Origin of the sequence: Rhizobium leguminosarum (genome assembly GCF_019798305.1) — a bacterium.
In the GTDB taxonomy this organism is placed as follows: Bacteria; Pseudomonadota; Alphaproteobacteria; order Rhizobiales; family Rhizobiaceae; genus Rhizobium; species Rhizobium leguminosarum_U.
Genome location: NZ_JAAXDD010000011.1, coordinates 67,878 through 85,540 on the forward strand (window position 1 = coordinate 67,878; position 17,663 = coordinate 85,540).

At 61.7% G+C, this 17,663-nt stretch carries 15 protein-coding genes and 2 pseudogenes; 6 read left to right on the forward strand and 11 right to left on the reverse strand.

Translation table 11 applies throughout. The features are described from left to right. The first annotated feature begins 145 nt into the window (after positions 1-145). On the forward strand, positions 146-1,264 hold the full coding sequence (ald, locus tag HFO99_RS20200; protein ID WP_222335916.1) for an alanine dehydrogenase: 1,119 nt from the start codon (positions 146-148) through the stop codon (positions 1,262-1,264). 16 nt (positions 1,265-1,280) lie between these two features. Here the strand turns inward: ald and HFO99_RS20205 are convergent, their stop codons facing one another. Then, entirely contained in the window at positions 1,281-1,790 is a 510-nt protein-coding gene (locus tag HFO99_RS20205) for a DUF1203 domain-containing protein (RefSeq protein ID WP_222335915.1), read from the reverse strand. A gap of 78 nt (positions 1,791-1,868) precedes the next feature. Between HFO99_RS20205 and HFO99_RS20210 the strand changes: the two are divergent. Then, positions 1,869-2,104: pseudogene (locus tag HFO99_RS20210) on the forward strand (hypothetical protein). A 30-nt stretch (positions 2,105-2,134) separates the two neighbouring features. Here HFO99_RS20210 and HFO99_RS20215 read toward each other — a convergent pair. Genes HFO99_RS20215 through HFO99_RS20230 form a run of 4 tightly spaced genes read right to left on the reverse strand, consistent with a single transcriptional unit; the run spans position 2,135 to position 5,370 of the window. Further along, positions 2,135-2,695, reverse strand: a complete 561-nt coding sequence (locus tag HFO99_RS20215; RefSeq protein WP_017963991.1) for a GNAT family N-acetyltransferase — start codon at positions 2,693-2,695, stop codon at positions 2,135-2,137. 5 nt (positions 2,696-2,700) lie between these two features. Continuing rightward, positions 2,701-3,570, reverse strand: a complete 870-nt coding sequence (gene sseA / locus HFO99_RS20220; RefSeq protein WP_222335914.1) for a 3-mercaptopyruvate sulfurtransferase — start codon at positions 3,568-3,570, stop codon at positions 2,701-2,703. A gap of 18 nt (positions 3,571-3,588) precedes the next feature. Continuing rightward, on the reverse strand, positions 3,589-4,326 hold the full coding sequence (locus tag HFO99_RS20225; protein ID WP_222335913.1) for an alanyl-tRNA editing protein: 738 nt from the start codon (positions 4,324-4,326) through the stop codon (positions 3,589-3,591). A 6-nt stretch (positions 4,327-4,332) separates the two neighbouring features. Next, a complete protein-coding gene (locus HFO99_RS20230) occupies positions 4,333-5,370 on the reverse strand; it encodes a cysteine synthase A (protein ID WP_222363182.1) in 1,038 nt (345 codons plus the stop codon). A gap of 225 nt (positions 5,371-5,595) precedes the next feature. On the opposite strand from HFO99_RS20230, the gene HFO99_RS20235 reads away from it, so the two are divergent. Then, the gene (locus HFO99_RS20235; protein ID WP_222363183.1) at positions 5,596-6,255 is read left to right on the forward strand and encodes a ChrR family anti-sigma-E factor; all 660 of its coding nucleotides are present in this window, start codon (positions 5,596-5,598) and stop codon (positions 6,253-6,255) included. A 100-nt stretch (positions 6,256-6,355) separates the two neighbouring features. Further along, complete coding sequence (locus HFO99_RS20240; RefSeq protein ID WP_222363184.1) at positions 6,356-7,189, forward strand: SDR family NAD(P)-dependent oxidoreductase; 834 nt, start codon at positions 6,356-6,358, stop codon at positions 7,187-7,189. Here HFO99_RS20240 and HFO99_RS20245 read toward each other — a convergent pair. Then, positions 7,190-8,450 (reverse strand): annotated as a pseudogene (locus HFO99_RS20245) (class I SAM-dependent methyltransferase). 408 nt (positions 8,451-8,858) lie between these two features. Further along, positions 8,859-9,185, reverse strand: a complete 327-nt coding sequence (locus HFO99_RS20250; protein WP_222335909.1) for a hypothetical protein — start codon at positions 9,183-9,185, stop codon at positions 8,859-8,861. Between the two features lie 212 nt (positions 9,186-9,397). On the opposite strand from HFO99_RS20250, the gene HFO99_RS20255 reads away from it, so the two are divergent. Continuing rightward, positions 9,398-9,715: a hypothetical protein gene (locus HFO99_RS20255; protein WP_222363185.1), complete on the forward strand. Its 318-nt coding sequence runs from the start codon at positions 9,398-9,400 to the stop codon at positions 9,713-9,715. A 218-nt stretch (positions 9,716-9,933) separates the two neighbouring features. Then, entirely contained in the window at positions 9,934-10,611 is a 678-nt protein-coding gene (locus HFO99_RS20260) for an HAD family hydrolase (protein ID WP_064251204.1), read from the forward strand. A 37-nt stretch (positions 10,612-10,648) separates the two neighbouring features. On the opposite strand, the gene HFO99_RS20265 is transcribed toward HFO99_RS20260, so the two are convergent. The 4 genes from HFO99_RS20265 to HFO99_RS20280 are packed head-to-tail and all read right to left on the reverse strand — an operon-like array spanning position 10,649 to position 17,380. Further along, positions 10,649-13,306, reverse strand: a complete 2,658-nt coding sequence (locus HFO99_RS20265; protein ID WP_222363186.1) for a nitrate reductase — start codon at positions 13,304-13,306, stop codon at positions 10,649-10,651. After that, on the reverse strand, positions 13,307-13,642 hold the full coding sequence (nirD, locus tag HFO99_RS20270) for a nitrite reductase small subunit NirD (RefSeq protein ID WP_222252838.1): 336 nt from the start codon (positions 13,640-13,642) through the stop codon (positions 13,307-13,309). A 4-nt stretch (positions 13,643-13,646) separates the two neighbouring features. Continuing rightward, positions 13,647-16,097, reverse strand: coding sequence for a nitrite reductase large subunit NirB (gene nirB / locus HFO99_RS20275; RefSeq protein WP_064251202.1), 2,451 nt, complete (start codon positions 16,095-16,097; stop codon positions 13,647-13,649). Between the two features lie 17 nt (positions 16,098-16,114). Next, complete coding sequence (locus HFO99_RS20280; RefSeq protein WP_222363187.1) at positions 16,115-17,380, reverse strand: MFS transporter; 1,266 nt, start codon at positions 17,378-17,380, stop codon at positions 16,115-16,117. Positions 17,381-17,663: the final 283 nt, after the last annotated feature.

Consider the following 17,663-nt stretch of genomic DNA (forward strand, 5'->3'; position numbering starts at 1 on the left):
CGAAAAAAGATAGAGTGCATGCAATAATCGCCGAAAAATCGTGTCTTCGCAAATAGTCTTTGCAAGGACATTTCGCGGCCTTGATGATTGGATTCCTCATCTGAAAAAATCCGCGGCTGCGGAGATAAAATTGAGAGGAACGCGCATGCGTGTCGGTTGCCCGAAGGAAATCAAGAATCATGAATATCGCGTCGGTCTGACGCCGGCTTCGGTGCGCGAATATGTTGCCCACGGTCACGAGGTCTGGGTGGAGACCAAGGCGGGCGTCGGTATCGGCGCTGATGATGCCGCCTATGCCGCGGCTGGCGCGAAGATCGCCGCCTCCGCCAAGGATATCTTCGAAAAGTGCGATATGATCGTCAAGGTGAAGGAGCCGCAGCCCGCCGAATGGGCGCAGCTCCGTGACGGCCAGCTTCTCTACACCTATCTGCATCTGGCGCCGGATCCGGAACAGACCAAGGGTCTCATCGCCTCCGGCGTCACCGCGATCGCCTATGAGACGGTGACTGACGAGCGCGGCGGCCTGCCGTTGCTGGCGCCGATGTCGGAGGTAGCCGGACGCCTGTCGATCCAGGCAGGAGCGACTGCGCTGCAGAAGGCCAATGGTGGCCTTGGCGTCCTGCTCGGCGGCGTACCCGGCGTATTGCCGGCCAAGGTCGCAGTCATCGGCGGCGGCGTCGTCGGCCTGCATGCGGCCAGGATGGCTGCCGGCCTTGGTGCCGATGTCAGCATCCTCGACAAGTCGCTGCCGCGCCTGCGCCAGCTCGACGATATCTTCGCAGGCCGCATCCACACGCGTTATTCCAGTATCCAGGCGCTGGAGGAGGAAGTCTTCTCGGCCGATCTCATTATCGGCGCGGTGCTGATCCCTGGCGCTGCCGCTCCGAAGCTCGTCACCCGCGAGATGCTCTCCGGCATGAAGAAGGGCTCCGTCATCGTCGACGTCGCCATCGACCAGGGCGGCTGCTTCGAGACCTCGCATGCGACGACCCATTCCGATCCGACCTACGAGGTCGACGGCGTCGTGCATTATTGCGTCGCCAACATGCCCGGCGCCGTACCGGTCACCTCGGCGCACGCGCTGAACAATGCCACATTGGTTCATGGCCTGGCGCTTGCCGATCGCGGCCTGCGCGCCATCGCCGAAGACAAGCATCTGAGGAACGGCCTCAACGTGCACAAGGGCCGCATCACCAGCAAGCCGGTCGCCGACGCGCTGGGCTATGAGGCCTTCGCGCCGGAGAGCGTGCTGAGCGTGGCGTAAGATACCTGACTATAGGTCAGATAGAGGCGCCGTACTCCGCTAGGGCCGGCGCCTTTACCTTGTCGATCCGGCATTGGAAGCAATTGTTACGCGCGGAGCGCACATGCACATAGGCGATATCAGATCGTCCCAGCAGCTCTTCGCCATAGGCTGGAATATCGCTGATCTCAGTCACCGCGCCGGTGCCATAGACGATGCGATGGTTCTCGCTATAGCCGCGGACGATGAAGTCACGGCTCGTCGTCAGCACCGGCGGCATGATCTCTTCGGCGGCATAGCGTGCGCAAGGCTGCTTGTGCAGGAAGACCGGGCCGGTTTCGGCGTAGGGCTGCAGTTCCGGGAAGGGCCGATAGGCGAAGACCAGCAACTCCTCGCCGGCATCGATATTCTGGAGGCAATGGCGGCAGGGATGACCGGGACCATCGGAGACGATCGCCTCGGGCAGCCTGTCATAGGCGTCGCGGCCGCCGTTCCAGAGGTTTTCGGCGTCAGTCGTCGGCATGGCGACAAAACGAATGGCGGTCATGGCAGGTCTCCGTTGTGATTGCCATGAAATGCACCTGGACGAACGCGCAAACCACCCGATTCTTGCCTACTTCTAGATATGAGATCGCCGAAGAGCGAGATCCAAGTATCTTCTGTCCGAACGCTGCAGGCGAAAGGAGAAGCCCCATGGCCGACGTCGATCTCGCGCTGCTGGCGCAACAGAATGCAGAAATACTGGAAGAGCTCAGGGCTCTGCGGCGGGAAGTGGCGGAACTGAAGGAACAGTCGGGCCGCACGCTCGATTTCGAGCGACGCAACGACCCACGCCGCCCGAACAGCCTGACGCAGCGCTAGTCACCTCCACTTACGTCGGGAAAGAAGCCGTCAGCTTTTCCGCGCAATCTCCAGAAGCTCCTTGTCACTGAGCGGCCGGACGATGCCGGTGCCGGTCGAGACGGGGGAGAAGCCGTACATCTGGTAGAGCTGCAGCGCGCGCGGATGGTCGAGATTATTGGTGGTGGTGGTGACCCGCTTCGGATTGAGCGACCAGATTGCATAGAGCGCCTGCAGCAGGAACCACTTGCCGATGCCGAGACCGAGCGCATGTTCGATCAGGCCGAAATGGCTGAGCTCGATCATATCCTCGTCTTCGCAGAAATATTCGTAGAAGCCGGCGGGCGCGCCGTTCACGTAGAGAACGCTGATATTGTTGCGCTTGTCGTTCAGTGTCTCGGCAAGCTGCTCGTCGCTCATGCGCAACCGATCCACCCATTGCCATCGCGCACCCACCTGCCGGTAGAGATAGCGGTAGAAGGGCAACGGGATCTCGGGAGCGCGCATGATCGCCGTCTGGATATTGACGGGCACCGGCATGCTCGCCTTCGGCGGTGCCGTCATTTCGAGCCGGGTGATGTGAGCTTTCAGCGAAGCGGGTGTCTTCCCCATGGCGATCAGGCTTTGACCGGCGTCGGCGGACCAGTGACGATGGGCGTATCGTCACGGCTGCCCCATTCGCTCCACGAGCCGTCATAAAGCTTGTTATCGTGATGGCCGAGCGATTCCAGCGCCAGCGTGATGATCGCGGCGGTGATTCCCGAGCCGCAGGAGGTGACGACAGGCTTGGAAAGATCGATGCCGGCATCCTCGATCGTCTGCTTGAGTTCGGGCAGCGACTTGAAACGGCCCTGGCTGGCGAAGACGCCGGAGGGCAGGCTGCGGGCGCCAGGCATATGGCCGGAGCGCATGCCGGCACGCGGCTCGGGCTCGGCGGCTGCGAAGCGGCCGGCGCTGCGAGCATCGGCGATCTGCATCGCGCCGCTGGAGACGATGTCGCGCATCCTATCGAGCGTCACCACGCGGCTTTCATCGAAATTCGGCGTAAAGGTCGCCGATGCAAGATTGGGTGCTGCGGTTTCCAGCGGACGGCCCTCGGCCTTCCATCCGTCGAGACCGCCATCGAGCACGAAGACATTTTTCGCGCCCATCACCCGGAACAGCCACCAGACGCGCGGCGAGGCGAACAGGCCGATGCCGTCATAGACGACGATCCGATCATTCTCGCTGATGCCGAGCCGGCCGACTTCGGCGGCGAAATAATCGGGCGAGGGGATCGTGTGCGGCAGCGACGTCGAATGGTCGGCGATCTTGTCCTGATCGAAGCGGATGGCGCCGGGAATATGGCCGGCTGCATATTCGGCATCGGCATCGCGCTTCTGCGCCGGCAGATAGAAGGAGGCGTCCAGCACGCGCAGGTCAGCTTTGCCGAGCTCGGACTGCAGCCAGTCGGCCGAAACGACAAAGCGGCTCTTGATCTCACTCATGATGGTCTCCCTTGATGGTCAGGCTTCGTCGCCGGGCGTGCCGAAGCGGATGCGGAAGCGCCGGTTCTCTTTGCCCTTCTTCTCGATTTTGGCGATATGGATCCGGCCGACTTCCTGAGTCTCGGAAACATGTGTGCCGCCGCAGGGTTGGCTGTCAATCGAGGAGTTCTCGCCGATGCAGACAAGGCTGACGCGCCCAAGGCCCATCGGCGGGCGCACGTTCTTCGATTTGACGATGTCGGGATTGGCCACAAGCTCCTCGTCGGTGATCCACTGCAGAGTGACCGGATGGTTCTGCTCGACCAGTTCCATCAGCTTGGCCGTCACCACGTCCTTGTCGATCGTCTCGATCATGTCGAAGTCGACGCGGCTTTCCTCCTCGCCGACGGCAGCCCCAGTGATCGGATAGGAGCAGACGACGGAAAGCAGGTGGCAGGCCGTGTGCATGCGCATCAGTCGGTAGCGGCGCGGCCAGTCGACGTGCAGCACCAGCGTCTCGCCGACCACAGGCCGCGGCTCGTTTTCGAGTGGCACATGGATGATGACATCTTTGCTTGGACCATGCTTCGTCTGGCCGAGCGCGATCTTGCTGCCGTCGGCGCGTTCGAACAGGCCGGTGTCACCAGGTTGGCCACCTGATGTCGCATAGAAGCAGGTCTGGTCCAGTTCGATGCCCCCGTCTTCGTGAACGGCGGTGACGACCGCCTCGCACGTCGAGAGATAGAAGTCGTCGCGGTAGAGGGCATTGACGGGCATGGGGTCTCACACGGGCTCGTAGGGAACGTGGATATCGGGCGACTTGGCCATCCAGCCCGGAACGGGCAGTCCCTTCGACGTCAGGAAATCCGGGTTAAAGAGTTTTGACTGATAGCGGTTGCCGTAATCGCAGAGGATCGTCACCACCGTGTGACCAGGTCCGAGATCCCGGGCGAGATTGACCGCGCCGGCAATGTTGATTGCCGTCGAGCCGCCGAGGCAGAGGCCCTCGTTCTCGACGAGGTCGAAGAGATAGGGAAGCGCTTCGGCATCGGAGATCCGATAGGCATAGTCGGGCGTGAAGCCCTCGAGATTGGCAGTGATGCGGCCCTGGCCGATGCCCTCGGTGATCGAGGATCCCTCGGATTTCAGCGCGCCGTTCTGGTAGAATTCATAGAGTGCGGCGCCGTCGGGATCGGCGATGCCGATCTTGACGTCTGCCTTGAAAGCCTTGAGGCCGGCAGCCACGCCTGCCAGCGTGCCGCCGGAGCCGACAGAGCAGATGAAGCCGTCGACCTTGCCGTCAGTGTCTTTCCAGATTTCCCTGGCGGTCGTTTCGACATGCGCCTGACGGTTGGCGACGTTGTCGAACTGGTTTGCCCAGGTCGCCCCGTTCGGCTCGGTCTTTGCCAGCTGCTCTGCCAGCCGCCCGGATATCTTCACGTAGTTGTTCGGGTTCTTGTAGGGAACGGCGGGCACTTCGACGAGTTCGGCGCCGAGCAGCTTCAGGGCGTCCTTCTTTTCCTGGCTCTGCGTTTCCGGGATGACGATGACGGTGCGATAACCGAGCGCCTTGGCGACCAGCGTCAGCCCGATGCCGGTATTGCCGGCCGTACCCTCGACGATGACGCCGCCCGGACGAAGCAATCCCTTCCGCTCTGCGTCGCGGATGATGTACAGCGCGGCGCGATCCTTTACCGACTGGCCGGGGTTCAGGAACTCCGCCTTGCCGAGGATGGTGCAGCCGGTCATCTCTGAGGCGCCCTTGAGTTTGATCAGGGGCGTGTTGCCGATGGCTTCGAGGACGGAGGGGTGGAAGGTCATGGAATCTGCCTCTATTCGAACTCTTACTTTAGGAACGGTCTTTTCCCTTCACAAGGCTGAGTTGGCAAGAAATGCTATTCCACGCCTCTGGCGGACACGATAAAATTTGCTTTCCTCCCCCGAAATAACGCACGACCCGCAATCCCGCCGTGTAAGGGGTGATCCGAAGATTGACATTCCGCGTACGGATGACGACAAAGCGAAAACGGAGCGCGGTAACAGGGCGTGACCGAAACCGACATGGTTCACGAGCAGATCGACACGATTGATGCATTGATGGCGCACTATGTTGCCGGCTCCTTGCCCGAGCCGGCGCGTGTGCTGGTGCAGGCTCATCTGGAAATGAAACCGGACAATCGCAGCCTGGTGAACAGCCTCGAGCTGCTGGCCGGGGAGGCTTTGGAAAGCGCGCCTGAAGTTGCCATTGCCGATCGCGACGGGCGGCTCGCGGCGATCTTTTCCTCTACGTCTCCCGTCCCGGCGCCACGCACGGCCGCGCGGCCGGAAAATGCGCTGTTTCCACAAGCGTTGCGCGATCTCTTGGGCTTCGAGGCTGAGAACGCGCCTTGGCGCAAGCGGTTGCCGGGCTTCAGGGAATATTCGCTCGACATGGACGGCTGCGAGGTCAGCCTGATGTGGATCCGGCCTGGCCGCGCCTTGCCGGCGCACACCCATAAAGGCATGGAACTGATCCTCATTCTCGACGGCGCCTTCAACGATGAACGCGGCCATTTCGGTCCCGGCGGCATCTCCATCGCCGACGAGACGGTCGACCACAGGCCGATTGCCGAAAAGGACAGGCCGTGCATCGCCTTTGCCGTATCGGACGGACCGGTCAAGCTCACGGGATCCTTTCGTCAGATGATTGGCGACCTGATCGGCTGAAAGCAGCCACAATGGTGTGATAGAGCCGTAAATCCGGAGGGGGGTTGAGGAACTTCCGGACCTGTTTTCGCATTGATCAGGGAGCCCGGAGGAACATGTCATGCGTGATTTCATTGCCCATCCCGAACATGGAATCGTCTGGATTTCGGGCGCGAGTTCAGGCATCGGCCGGGCGCTTGCGTTAAAGCTCGCCGGCGAAGGATATAAGGTCGCCGTCACCGCCAGAAGCCACGAAAAGCTGGTCGAACTGCAGGCCGAGGCCAGCAGCCTTTCCGGCAGCATTGTCGTTCTCGACGGCGACGTCACCGATGCCGAGGACATGGAACATGTCATGGCGTCCATCGAATATGAGCACGGCACGCTGGCCATGGCGATCCTCAATGCCGGCGTCCACCTGCCAGTCCATGCCGAGGATCTGAACCGCACTGATTTCGAGAAGAGCTTCGCCGTCAATCTCTCCGGCGTCGTCAACTGTCTGCTGCCGGCGATCCGCCATATGAAGGCGAAAGGGCAGGGACAGATCGCCATCGTTTCATCCGTCACCGGCTATGGCGGCTTTCCGACGGGGGCTGCCTATGGCGCCACCAAGGCGGCGCTGATCAATATGGCCGAAAGCCTGAAATTCGATCTCGACAAGATGGGCATCCGCATCCAGCTCGTCAGCCCGGGCTTCGTCGACACGCCGGCGACGAGGAAGAATGCCTTTCCGATGCCGGCTCTGATATCCGTCGAGGAGGCCGCGCGGGAGATTGCCGCCGGGTTGAAATCGCAAGCCTTCGAGATCACGTTCCCGAAGCGCTTCACCACCATGCTGAAGCTGGCGCGCCTGCTCCCATATGGCGCTTATTTCACGCTGGTGAACCGCGTGACCGGCTGGCGGGAGCGGCCATCATTGGCTGGTCGCCATCCGGTGACACCGCATGCGGCGGAATGATCAACGCCGCGAGAATACGACCTGGCGCACATCGATATTGCGGGCACGGAAGCCGGCCTCGCAATAGAACAGATAGAATTCCCAGAGCCGCTTGAAACGCTCGTCGAAGCCCATCGGGCGGATGCGTTCCCAGACCGACCAGAAACGCTCGCGCCATTCGGCAAGCGTCCGCGCGTAATCGAGCCCGAAGCCGTAATCCTTGACCAGCGACAGATCGACCTTGCCGGCGAGTTCGGCCAGATGGTTGCGCGTCGGCAGCATGCCGCCGGGAAAGACATATTTCTGGATGAAGTCGGGGTTGCTGCGATACTGGTCGAAGGATTCCGGCCGGATGGTGATGATCTGCAGGCCAGCCTTGCCGCCCGGCTTCAGACATTGTCTGAGCTTGGAGAAATAGGACGGCCAGTATTTCTCGCCGACCGCTTCGAACATCTCGATCGAGACGATCCGGTCGTAGAGCCCTGCTTCATCGCGGTAATCCTGGAAGCGGAATTCCACGCGGTCGTCGAGGCCGGCCTTGCGGATACGCTCCTCGGCAAAGGCGAGCTGCTCGCGGCTGATCGTCAGCCCCGTCACCTTGCAGTTCAGCTCGCTTGCGGCAAATTCGGCAAAACCGCCCCAGCCGCTACCAATCTCCAGCACATGATCGCCGGGCCCGATGCCGGTCGCCTCGGCAAGAGCCCGGTATTTGGCGTTCTGGGCCGATTGCAGATCGTTGGCGCCTGTGGAATAGAGCGCCGAGGAATAGGTCATGCTCGGATCGAGCCATTCCCTGTAGAAATCATTGCCAAGATCGTAATGGGCGGAAATGTTGCGCTTCGAGCCCGTTTTGGTATTGGCGTTCATCCAATGGCGGACGCGCTCGAAGAGGCGGCTGACGCCGCCTTTGCCGTGCGCATAGCTGTGCGCGGCCTCGCCATTGACGAGGAAGAGTTCAAGGGAAGGCGGTGATGTCGGGGCTGTCCCAATCGCCGTCCATATAGGTTTCGGCGACCCCGATCGTGCCGCTCGTCAGCGCCCGATAGGCAAGGTTCCAGTTGTTGAGGCTGAGCGCCGCCTTCGGTCCGGGCTGCTTGCCCTCCATCAGCAGCCTGCGGCCGTCCGGGAGGGTGACGGCAAGCGAACCGTGCTGCATGCGCAGAAGCCCGCGCAGCGCCAGCTTCGCCTTAAAGGGCAAACCCTTCACCAGAGGGGATATGTTTTCGCCCGTCAGCGTCACCGCGTCACGGGCCAGCAGATTCCAGTCCTGCGCCTTGCTCATCTCTCCTCCTCCAGCGCTTTCTTGCCGGTTAGGGACGGCGATACATCCGTGACGATGCGCTCGACCGGCCCCCGGCCATTGTATTGAAGGCTACCGCATAATTCCGTAAATCGGAACCGATTTGCGGATAAAATTATGCAGCAGTTCAAAGCGTTACGGCGTCCTTTGCGCGTCTGAAAAGACGCGCGGCGCTGTAATGTCATTCCGCTGCGTTCGCAAGCGGACGGGTTGCGGGGTGGAGGCGCCGGACGCCTGAGGTAGCGCGCACCCTTCAGCCAGAGGCCCGCCTGTGTTCTTTTCAACCCGCTACGGATGTACGGACCGTCCGGATCAAAAGTTTCGGCGGGTGTCGGCGACATGAAAAAGGCCGGCGTGAACCGGCCTTTTCTGAGAGCGGTAGTCTGTCGCTTAGTTGTCGTATTCGCGGCAGGCTTCGCTGATCGATGCGCCGCTCTGGCCGCCGCGCGTGTCGACGCCGGACATCTGTTGCGGCATGCCGGGGCATTCCATCGTCTGCGGTCGTCCGATGCTCTGTGTCGTCGTTGGATCGACCGGCGAGGCAGGTACCGGACGAAAACCGTTGTCATCGTTGGTGTAGTCGGATGAATAGGTACCCGAACTCGGATCAGTCGAGCCGCCATTCGTCGGCCCGATTGGATCGGGGTTCGACTGGGCAAAGGCTGACGACGCCATGCCGATCGCAAGCAGCGAAGCGGCGATAAGGGACTTAGACATGGGATATCCTCCTTGGATTTTCATCTTGGATGACCCAGGGGTAACTGCCTGATGGAATCATTGTTCCGAAATTTACCGAAAACCTGCATTCAAGCCTCGCGGAATACCAGCATGGTTATGCGTAAACCTTAACGGGCGATGTCGCTTGGTCGGCGCCAGCGCATGTCTCACTTGCATGCGAAGATACTAAAAAACCGTGGCATGAGGCCGCTATGTTCATCTCCGTTCGCGAAGGCGCAGATCTCGGTCTTCAGATCGTCCTTGCACTCACCTTGACGATGAGTGCCATTGCGGTCGCCTCCTACGCCGTCAGGAATGACAAGGCTATAATTTCAGCGATCGACGTCAGCCGTCCCTCGCTCTGGACCGCGGCTCCGATGCGCGTCGATCCGGCTACGCAGGCCCACCTGCGCGCCGATGCTTCGGCCGCACTGGAACTCGCCGATAGTGCCGATGACCTGTGCAACGACCCGATCGGCCTCCGGCTTTCCTGCGACTTGATCGTCACCTCCGGTACTGCGGCTTTTTAGAGCGCCGTGCGTCCTTTCGGACGCACAAAGGACGCTCTAACTCTTTCAATCCTCGCATCGTGCTTGCCGAAAATCGATCCCGATTTTCGGGCCGATGCTGGTGAAGGCGGTTTGGAGGCGTCACTGCTATCCTCTCGAAAGCTTGCAAAACCCAATAATTTGCCGTTTCATCGCGATAGCGACCACCGTCCGACTCTTTCCCTGAAGGATTCAGCCTTTTGTCTATGCCGATGCCCCGTGGCTTCGAGAAGCCCTATGCCGCCTTCCTGTTCGATATGGACGGCACCATCCTCAATTCGATCCGTGCAGCCGAGCGCGTTTGGAGCGACTGGGCGAGGCGTCAGGGGCTCGATGTCGCCACCTTTTTACCGAAGATGCATGGATCGCGCGGCATTGACACGATCACCCGGCTGAACCTGCCTGGAGTCGATCCCGAACATGAATCGAAGCTGGTGACCGAGGCCGAAATCGCCGATGTCAGCGACGTCGTGGCCATTCCCGGCGCCGCGACCTTTCTGAGCTCGCTGCCCCCGGATCGCTGGGCGATCGTCACCTCCTCGCCGTTGCGCCTTGCTCACCGACGGCTGGAGGCGGCAGGCCTGCCGGTGCCGAGATTCATGGTGACGGCGGAGGACGTAAAGGTCGGAAAACCCGACCCGCAATGTTATATTCTGGGCGCCGAGCGCCTCGGCGTCAGCACGCAGGATTGCCTGGTGTTCGAGGATGTCGCAGCCGGCATTACCGCCGGCGAGGCGGCGGGTGCCGATGTCATGGTCATCACGGCAACACATCACCAAAAGATGGAGACGCCGCACCCGACCCTTTCATCCTATGACGAGATCTCGGTCCGCATCTCTTCCGATCACCGGATGCTGATCGTCCCCAACGCGGCCTGACGGCGCTCCGGCTGCGTCCTGCTTGCTTCTCCGCAGTTCACTCCGCGGCTGCGGCAAGACAGCGATCGATGATGCTGCCGATTTCGCTGCGGCAGGAGCCGCAATTGGTTCCAGCACTGGTTTCCTTGCCGACCGCCTCGACGCTGTGACATCCGCCGCGCACGGCAGCGGCGATCTGGTTGACCCCGACACTGAAGCAAGAGCAGACGGTGGCGCCCGGATCCGGCCTACCGGCACCGGGACGACCCGCAACGAGCGCAAAGCGTTTCCTGAGGTCGCCATGCGAGGCTGAAAGCTGTGAGATCGCCCAGTTGCGCGCGACAGCGACGGGCTCGCGAGCAAGAAACAGCGCGGCAAGCAAGACCTCGCCATCGAAGAAGGCGAGCCTGAGGTCGCCGGATTGCCGGTCGGCATAACCAAGCGGTTCGATCTCTGCCGGAATGGCGAAAACCGTGCGGCACCAGGCCGTCCAGTCTTCGACGTTATCGCCGAAGGCAAGCTCCAGCCGCCAGCCGCCGGCGGCTTTTGCCAGCGCCCAATAGGCGGCGTCAGGTGTGGCAGGTTTTGTGGCAGAGACGGCGAAACCGTAATGGGTGGCGCGGAACGGCCGGACGGCGACAGCAACGTTCTTCGACGCCGGCTGACCGGAAACAGGATCGGTTATCGGTGCGACCACGGCGTCGATCCGCGCTCTTGCGGCGAACTGGTCGTTCCAGTGCATCGGCGCAAAGATGCCGCCGCGCGCCTGGCGATCGGTGACCAGCGCCCTGACGATTGCCTTGCCGTGCGGGCTGTCGATCTCGACGAGGCCCGCACTTGATATACCGGTCTCGATCGCGTCGCGCGGATGGATCTCGGCAAAGGGTTCGGCGATATGGGCGGAAAGCCGCGCGCTCTTTCCGGTTCGCGTCATCGTGTGCCATTGGTCGCGGATGCGCCCGGTATTCAGCGTAAAGGGGTACTCGGCATTGGTGCGATCGGTTGCGGGCGGTTTGACCGCGACGAAACGCGCCTTGCGATCGGGGTGGAAGAAACCACCTTCGGCGAAGAAGCGGGTGATGCTTGCTTCTGTCCCTGCCGCCTGCGGCCACTGGAAGGGCGACAGTTCGTCATAGGCCCCGCCGCTCATGCCGGCGCGCGCGCCGATGTCGAAATCGCGGCTGCCGTTGTTCTCGAAGGCGGAAAGCGCCGCGTGCTCGTCGAAGATCGCGGCCGGCGCATCAAAATCGAAGGCGGAGGCAAATCCCATGCGGCGTCCAACGTCCGCGAGCTGCCACCAGTCGGCCCTTGCATCGCCGGGGATGTCGAGAAACGGTCGTTGCCTTGAAATGCGCCGTTCGGAATTGGTGACGGTGCCGTCCTTCTCGCCCCAGCCGAGCGAGGGCAAAAGCACATTTGCGTGCCGGGTCGTATCCGTCTCCTTGAGGATGTCGGAGACGACGACGAAGGGACAGGCGGCGATCGCGCTTTCGACGCTGTCGGCATCCGGCATCGAGACGACGGGATTGGTGGCCATGATCCAGAGCGCCTTGATGCGCCCGTCGGCCACGGCTTGGAACATGTCGACCGCCTTCAGGCCGGGCTTTGCGGCGATAACGGGCGAGTTCCAGAAGCGCTGCACGCGGTCTCGGTCTTCGGCATTCTCGATCGCCATATGGGCGGCAAGCATGTTGGCGAGGCCGCCGACCTCACGCCCGCCCATGGCGTTCGGCTGGCCGGTCAGCGAAAACGGTCCCATGCCGGGGCGGCCGATGCGGCCGGTCGCCAGGTGGCAGTTGAGGATGGCATTGACCTTGTCGGTGCCAGAGGAGGATTGGTTGACGCCCTGGCTGTAGCAGGTCACGACCTTCGGTGTCGTCTCGAACAGGCGGAACAATTCCCTGATCTGCATGGCGGGCAGGCCGGTCCGTTCCAGGAGATCGTTGATATCAAGCGCGGCGGCGGCCGCAAAAGCGTCGCCGAAACCTTCGGTATGGGCGCCGATATAATTCTGGTCGACTGCCGAACTGGTCGCGAGATGGGCAAGCAGTCCCATGAACAGCGCAACGTCGCCATCAGGACGGATGGCGAGATGCAGGTCGGCGATGTCGCAGGTCATCGTCCGGCGCGGATCGATGACGACGATCCGCATGTTTGGCCGCGCCGACTTTGCGGCGGCAAGCCGCTGGTAGATGACCGGATGACACCAGGCGAGGTTGGAGCCGGTCAGGACCACCAGATCCGCAAGTTCGATGTCCTCATAGGTCCCGGGAACCGTATCGGCGCCGAAGGCGCGGCGATGCCCCGCCACGGAAGAGGACATGCAGAGCCTTGAATTGGTGTCGATATTACCGGAGCCGATGAAGCCCTTCATCAGCTTGTTGGCGACATAGTAATCCTCGGTCAGCAACTGGCCGGAGACATAGAAGGCAACGGAATCGGGCCCGTATTCGGCGATCGTTTCAGAAAAACGCCGGGCGACCAGATCAAGCGCCTCGTCCCAGCCGCTCTGTTTGCCTTCGATCTCGGGATGGAGAAGCCGGCCATCGAGATCGACGGTTTCGGCAAGGGCTGAACCCTTCGAGCAGAGCCGGCCGAAATTCGACGGATGCTCGGGATCTCCTTTGACGCTGACTGCGCCTGCCTCGTCGACCGTGGCGATAACGCCGCAGCCGACACCGCAATAGGGACAGGTGGTCTTGACCTCAGCCGCCATCTATTCCGCCGCCATCATCAGGCTCTCCAAAGCGATGAACAGCCTGCCGCCTTCGTTCAACACCGGTATCGTCCGGACTTCGCCCTCGTCGGCGCCGAGCGCCTTGCCGGTTTCCAGCGAGATCACCCAATTGTGCAGCGGGCAGGTGACTGACTTGGCGTGGACGATCCCCTGGGAGAGCGGGCCGCCCTTGTGCGGGCAATGATCCTCGATGGCGAAGACCTCGTTTTCGGCCGTGCGGAAGACGGCGATCTTGCCCTGCGGCGTCTTCACGCAGCGCGCCCCGCGCAGCGGGATATCGGAGATGTCACCGATTGCGATCCAGTTCATGTCCATCTCCTTATTCTGCAGCCTGCGGATAGCCGATCGTCGCCATCGGCTTGAACTCATGCTTGTCCTTGCCGGAAACACGCTCCGACCAGGGATCGACCTGGGCAAATTTCTGGGAGAAGACGAAGCGCTCGTAATAGGCTTTGCGCTTTTCGGCATCGCCCATGATCTGGCGGCGGATTTCCTCCAGGCCGACGCGCTTGGCCCATTTGTAGATGCGCTCGAGATAGCGGGCCTGCTCGCGGTACATCTGCGTCAGCGCCACGATATGCTCCAGCGCCTCGTCTTCGGTCCGGACAAGCCCAAGGACCTCGGTGCCCTTGATATCGAGACCGGCTGCACCGGCGAAATGGATCTCGAAACCGGAATCCACGCAGATCACGCCGATGTCCTTGCAGGTTGCTTCCGCGCAGTTGCGCGGGCAACCGGAGACAGCCATCTTCAGCTTGGCCGGCGTCCAGGAGCCCCACATGAACCTTTCGATCCGGATGCCGAGGCCGGTGGAATCCTGCGTGCCGAAGCGACACCAGTCGGAGCCGACGCAGGTCTTCACGGTGCGCAGACCCTTGGCATAAGCCTGGCCGGAGACGAAGCCGGCCTTGCCGAGATCCGCCCAGACGGCGGGCAGGTCTTCCTTTTCGATGCCGAGCAGGTCGATGCGCTGGCCGCCGGTGACCTTCACCATTGGGATCTCGAACTTGTCGACGACATCGGCGATGGCGCGCAGCTCGTTCGAATTGGTGACGCCGCCCCACATGCGCGGAACGACGGAGTAGGTGCCGTCCTTCTGGATGTTGGCGTGCACGCGCTCATTGATGAACCGCGACTGGTAGTCATCGGCATATTCATCCGGCCAGTCGCAGACCAGGTAATAGTTGAGCGCCGGCCGACATTTGGCGCAGCCGCAGGAGGTCTTCCACTCGAGTTCCTGCATGACGGCAGGGATGCTCTTCAGACCTTTCGCCTTGATCAGCCGGCGAACATCGTCATGACCGAGTTCGGTGCAGGTGCACATCGGCTGGACCGCAGCCGGATTGTAGCTGTCGCCGAGCGTCAGCGCCATGAGTTGTTCGACGAGGCCGGTGCAGGAGCCGCACGAGGCGGATGCCTTCGTGTGGGCGCGCACGTCGTCGAGCGACGTCAGCCCCTTGCCTGAAATCGTTGAGGTGATCTTGCCCTTGCATACGCCGTTGCAGCCACAAATCTCCGCGTCATCCGGCAAGGCTGCAACGGCCGCCATAGGGTCCAGCGGCGACCCTCCCTGATAGGCCTGTCCGAAGATCAGCGTCTCGCGCATCTCCGAAATATCGGTCGCCTTCTTCTTCAGGTCGTTGAACCAGGCGCCATCGGCGGTCTCACCGTAAAGCACGGTGCCGATGATCTTATTGTCCTTCAGCACCAGGCGCTTGTAGACGCCGGCGCTGGCATCGCGCAGCACGATCTCCTCGCGGTCGTCGCCATCAGCGAAATCGCCGAGTGAATAAAGCTCGATGCCGGTGACCTTGAGCTTGGTCGGCGTATCGGCGTGAACGAAGGCAGGCGAGCGATCGCCGGAGAGATGCGCGGCAGCGATTCGGGCCATTTCATAGAGCGGCGCAACAAGGCCATAGACCATGCCGCCTACCTCGGCGCATTCGCCGAGCGCGAGAATATCGCCGTCCGAGGTTTGCATGCCGGCATCGACGACGATGCCGCGATTGACCGCAATGCCGGCGTCTTTCGCCAGGCCCACACTCGGACGAATGCCGACGGCCATCACGACCAGCGTTGCCGGGATGATGCGGCCGTCATCAAGCTCGATGCCTTCGACCTTGCCATTGCCGACGATCGCCTTGGTATTCGCCTTGCAGATGACCTTGATGCCGCGTTCCTCGACTGCCTTCTGCAGCAGATAGCCGGCGGCGGGGTCGAGCTGGCGCTCCATCAGCGTCGGCATGACGTGCAATACGGTGACGTCCATGCCGCGCTGGGCAAGGCCGGCCGCTGCTTCGAGGCCAAGCAGGCCGCCGCCGATGACGACAGCCTTTTCGCGCGACTGAGCGGCAAGCAGCATCGCCTGCACGTCGTCGAGATCGCGATAGGTGATGACCCCGGGCAGATCCTTGCCGGGAACGGGAATGATGAAGGGCACGGAACCGGTTGCGATCACCAGCTTGTCGTAGCTTTCGGTGACGCCGTGGTCGGAGGTCACGGTCTTGGCGGCGCGATCGATGTTGACGATCTTGTGGCCCTTGTAGAGCATGATGCCATGCTTGATGTACCAGCCGTCGCCGTGAATGATAATCTGCTCGTAGTCCTTTTCTCCTGAGAGAACCGGCGACAGCATGATGCGGTCGTAATTGACGCGCGGCTCGGCATTGAAGATCGTAACTTCGTAACGACCCGGCGCCTGCTCGAAGAGGTGCTCCAGCATGCGCCCGGGCGCCATGCCATTGCCGATGATGACAAGTTTTTCGGTCATATTTCCAGGTCCTTAGATCAGGTTGCAGCCACGGGCGCCGAGTGCCCTTGGCGCGACAGTTGCTTGACGGACAGGTGCATCCAGATGAGAGAGATCACGACGATTGCAAAGAGCAGCAGGAAACAGCTGGACCAAAGGCCGGTCATGTCCTTGAGGAGGCCAAAGGCGATCGGAAGGATGAAGCCGCCAAGACCGCCCATCATCCCGACGATGCCGCCGACGGCGCCGACGTTTTCGGGGTAGTAGGCCGGAATGTGCTTGTAGACGGCAGCCTTGCCGAGGCTCATGAAGAAGCCGAGCACGAAGATGACGACGATGAAAATGACGGGGGTGATGCCGAACGCCGGACCCGTCCCGGGCGAAGCAGCCGGCAGCGAAAGAATGAGGGTGGCGACGGCCGACACGGCAAGCATCGTGTACATCACGCTGCGCGCGCCCTTCTTGTCCGACAGCACGCCGCCGAAGGCGCGGAAGATGCTGCCGGGGATGGAGTAGGCAGCCGCGATCATACCGGCAGTTTCCAGGTTGAAGCCATAGACGCCGACCAGGTAGCGCGGCAGCCACAGCGACAGGGCGACGAAGCCTCCGAAGGCGAAGAAATAGTAGAGCGAAAAGCGCCAGACCTGAACGTTCTGCAGCGGCGCGAATTCCTCGCCAAAACTCTTGGTGGCGACGCGGCGTTCGCGGCGGAGACGGTAGGCCGGATCATCGGTCGTGGTGAACCAGAAGACGAGTGCCATCACTGCCAGACAGACGGCCCAGATCTCGGCAACCGCCTGCCAGCCCCATGCGAGCAGCACGAAGGGGGCGGCGAACTTGGTCACAGCCGCGCCGACATTGCCGGCACCGAAGATGCCGAGCGCAGTTCCCTGCTTCTCGGCCGGGAAGAAAGGCGAGACATAGGCGACACCGACCGCAAAGGAGCCGCCGGCGAGGCCGACGCCGAGCCCGGCGATCAACATTTGCGTATAAGTCTGGGCGTAGGAGAGCAGGAAGGTCGCCAATGCGGCGGCCAGCATGGTGAGCGTGTAAACGAGACGGCCGCCGTAGCGCCCGGTCCAGATGCCAAGAAAGATGCGCACGAGCGAACCGGTAAGGACGGGGGTGCCGACCAGCAATCCGAACTCGGCCTCGTTCAGCCCGAGATCCTGCTTGATGCGAATGCCGATGATCGCGAAGATCGTCCACACGGCAAAACAGAGGGTGAAGGCTACAGTGGAGATCCACAATGCTTTGGCTGGTTCGCCGGCCGACATTGGCTGTGATTTCTCGATGACAGACATAACTTCTCCGAGGCCCGACAAGGTCGTGCCGATCCATCGCTGAGGGTTAAAACAAAAAGCCGCTGGTCAGGACGCGCATAGACGAGGTGCGCGAAATATCCTGATCAGCGGCTTTGCTGGTGGCGCCCGCCGTTGGACGCCGAATTCTTGGGCCTTCTGCCCACTTGCCTGGAGGCAATCTGTTGGCCAGATTACTCAGGCTAAAACCTACCTCTTCAATCTGAAGAGTAATCTCTGTGTCTTCGGTGAGCGTCTATCGCACGCTCATGCTGCGCTGATCGCC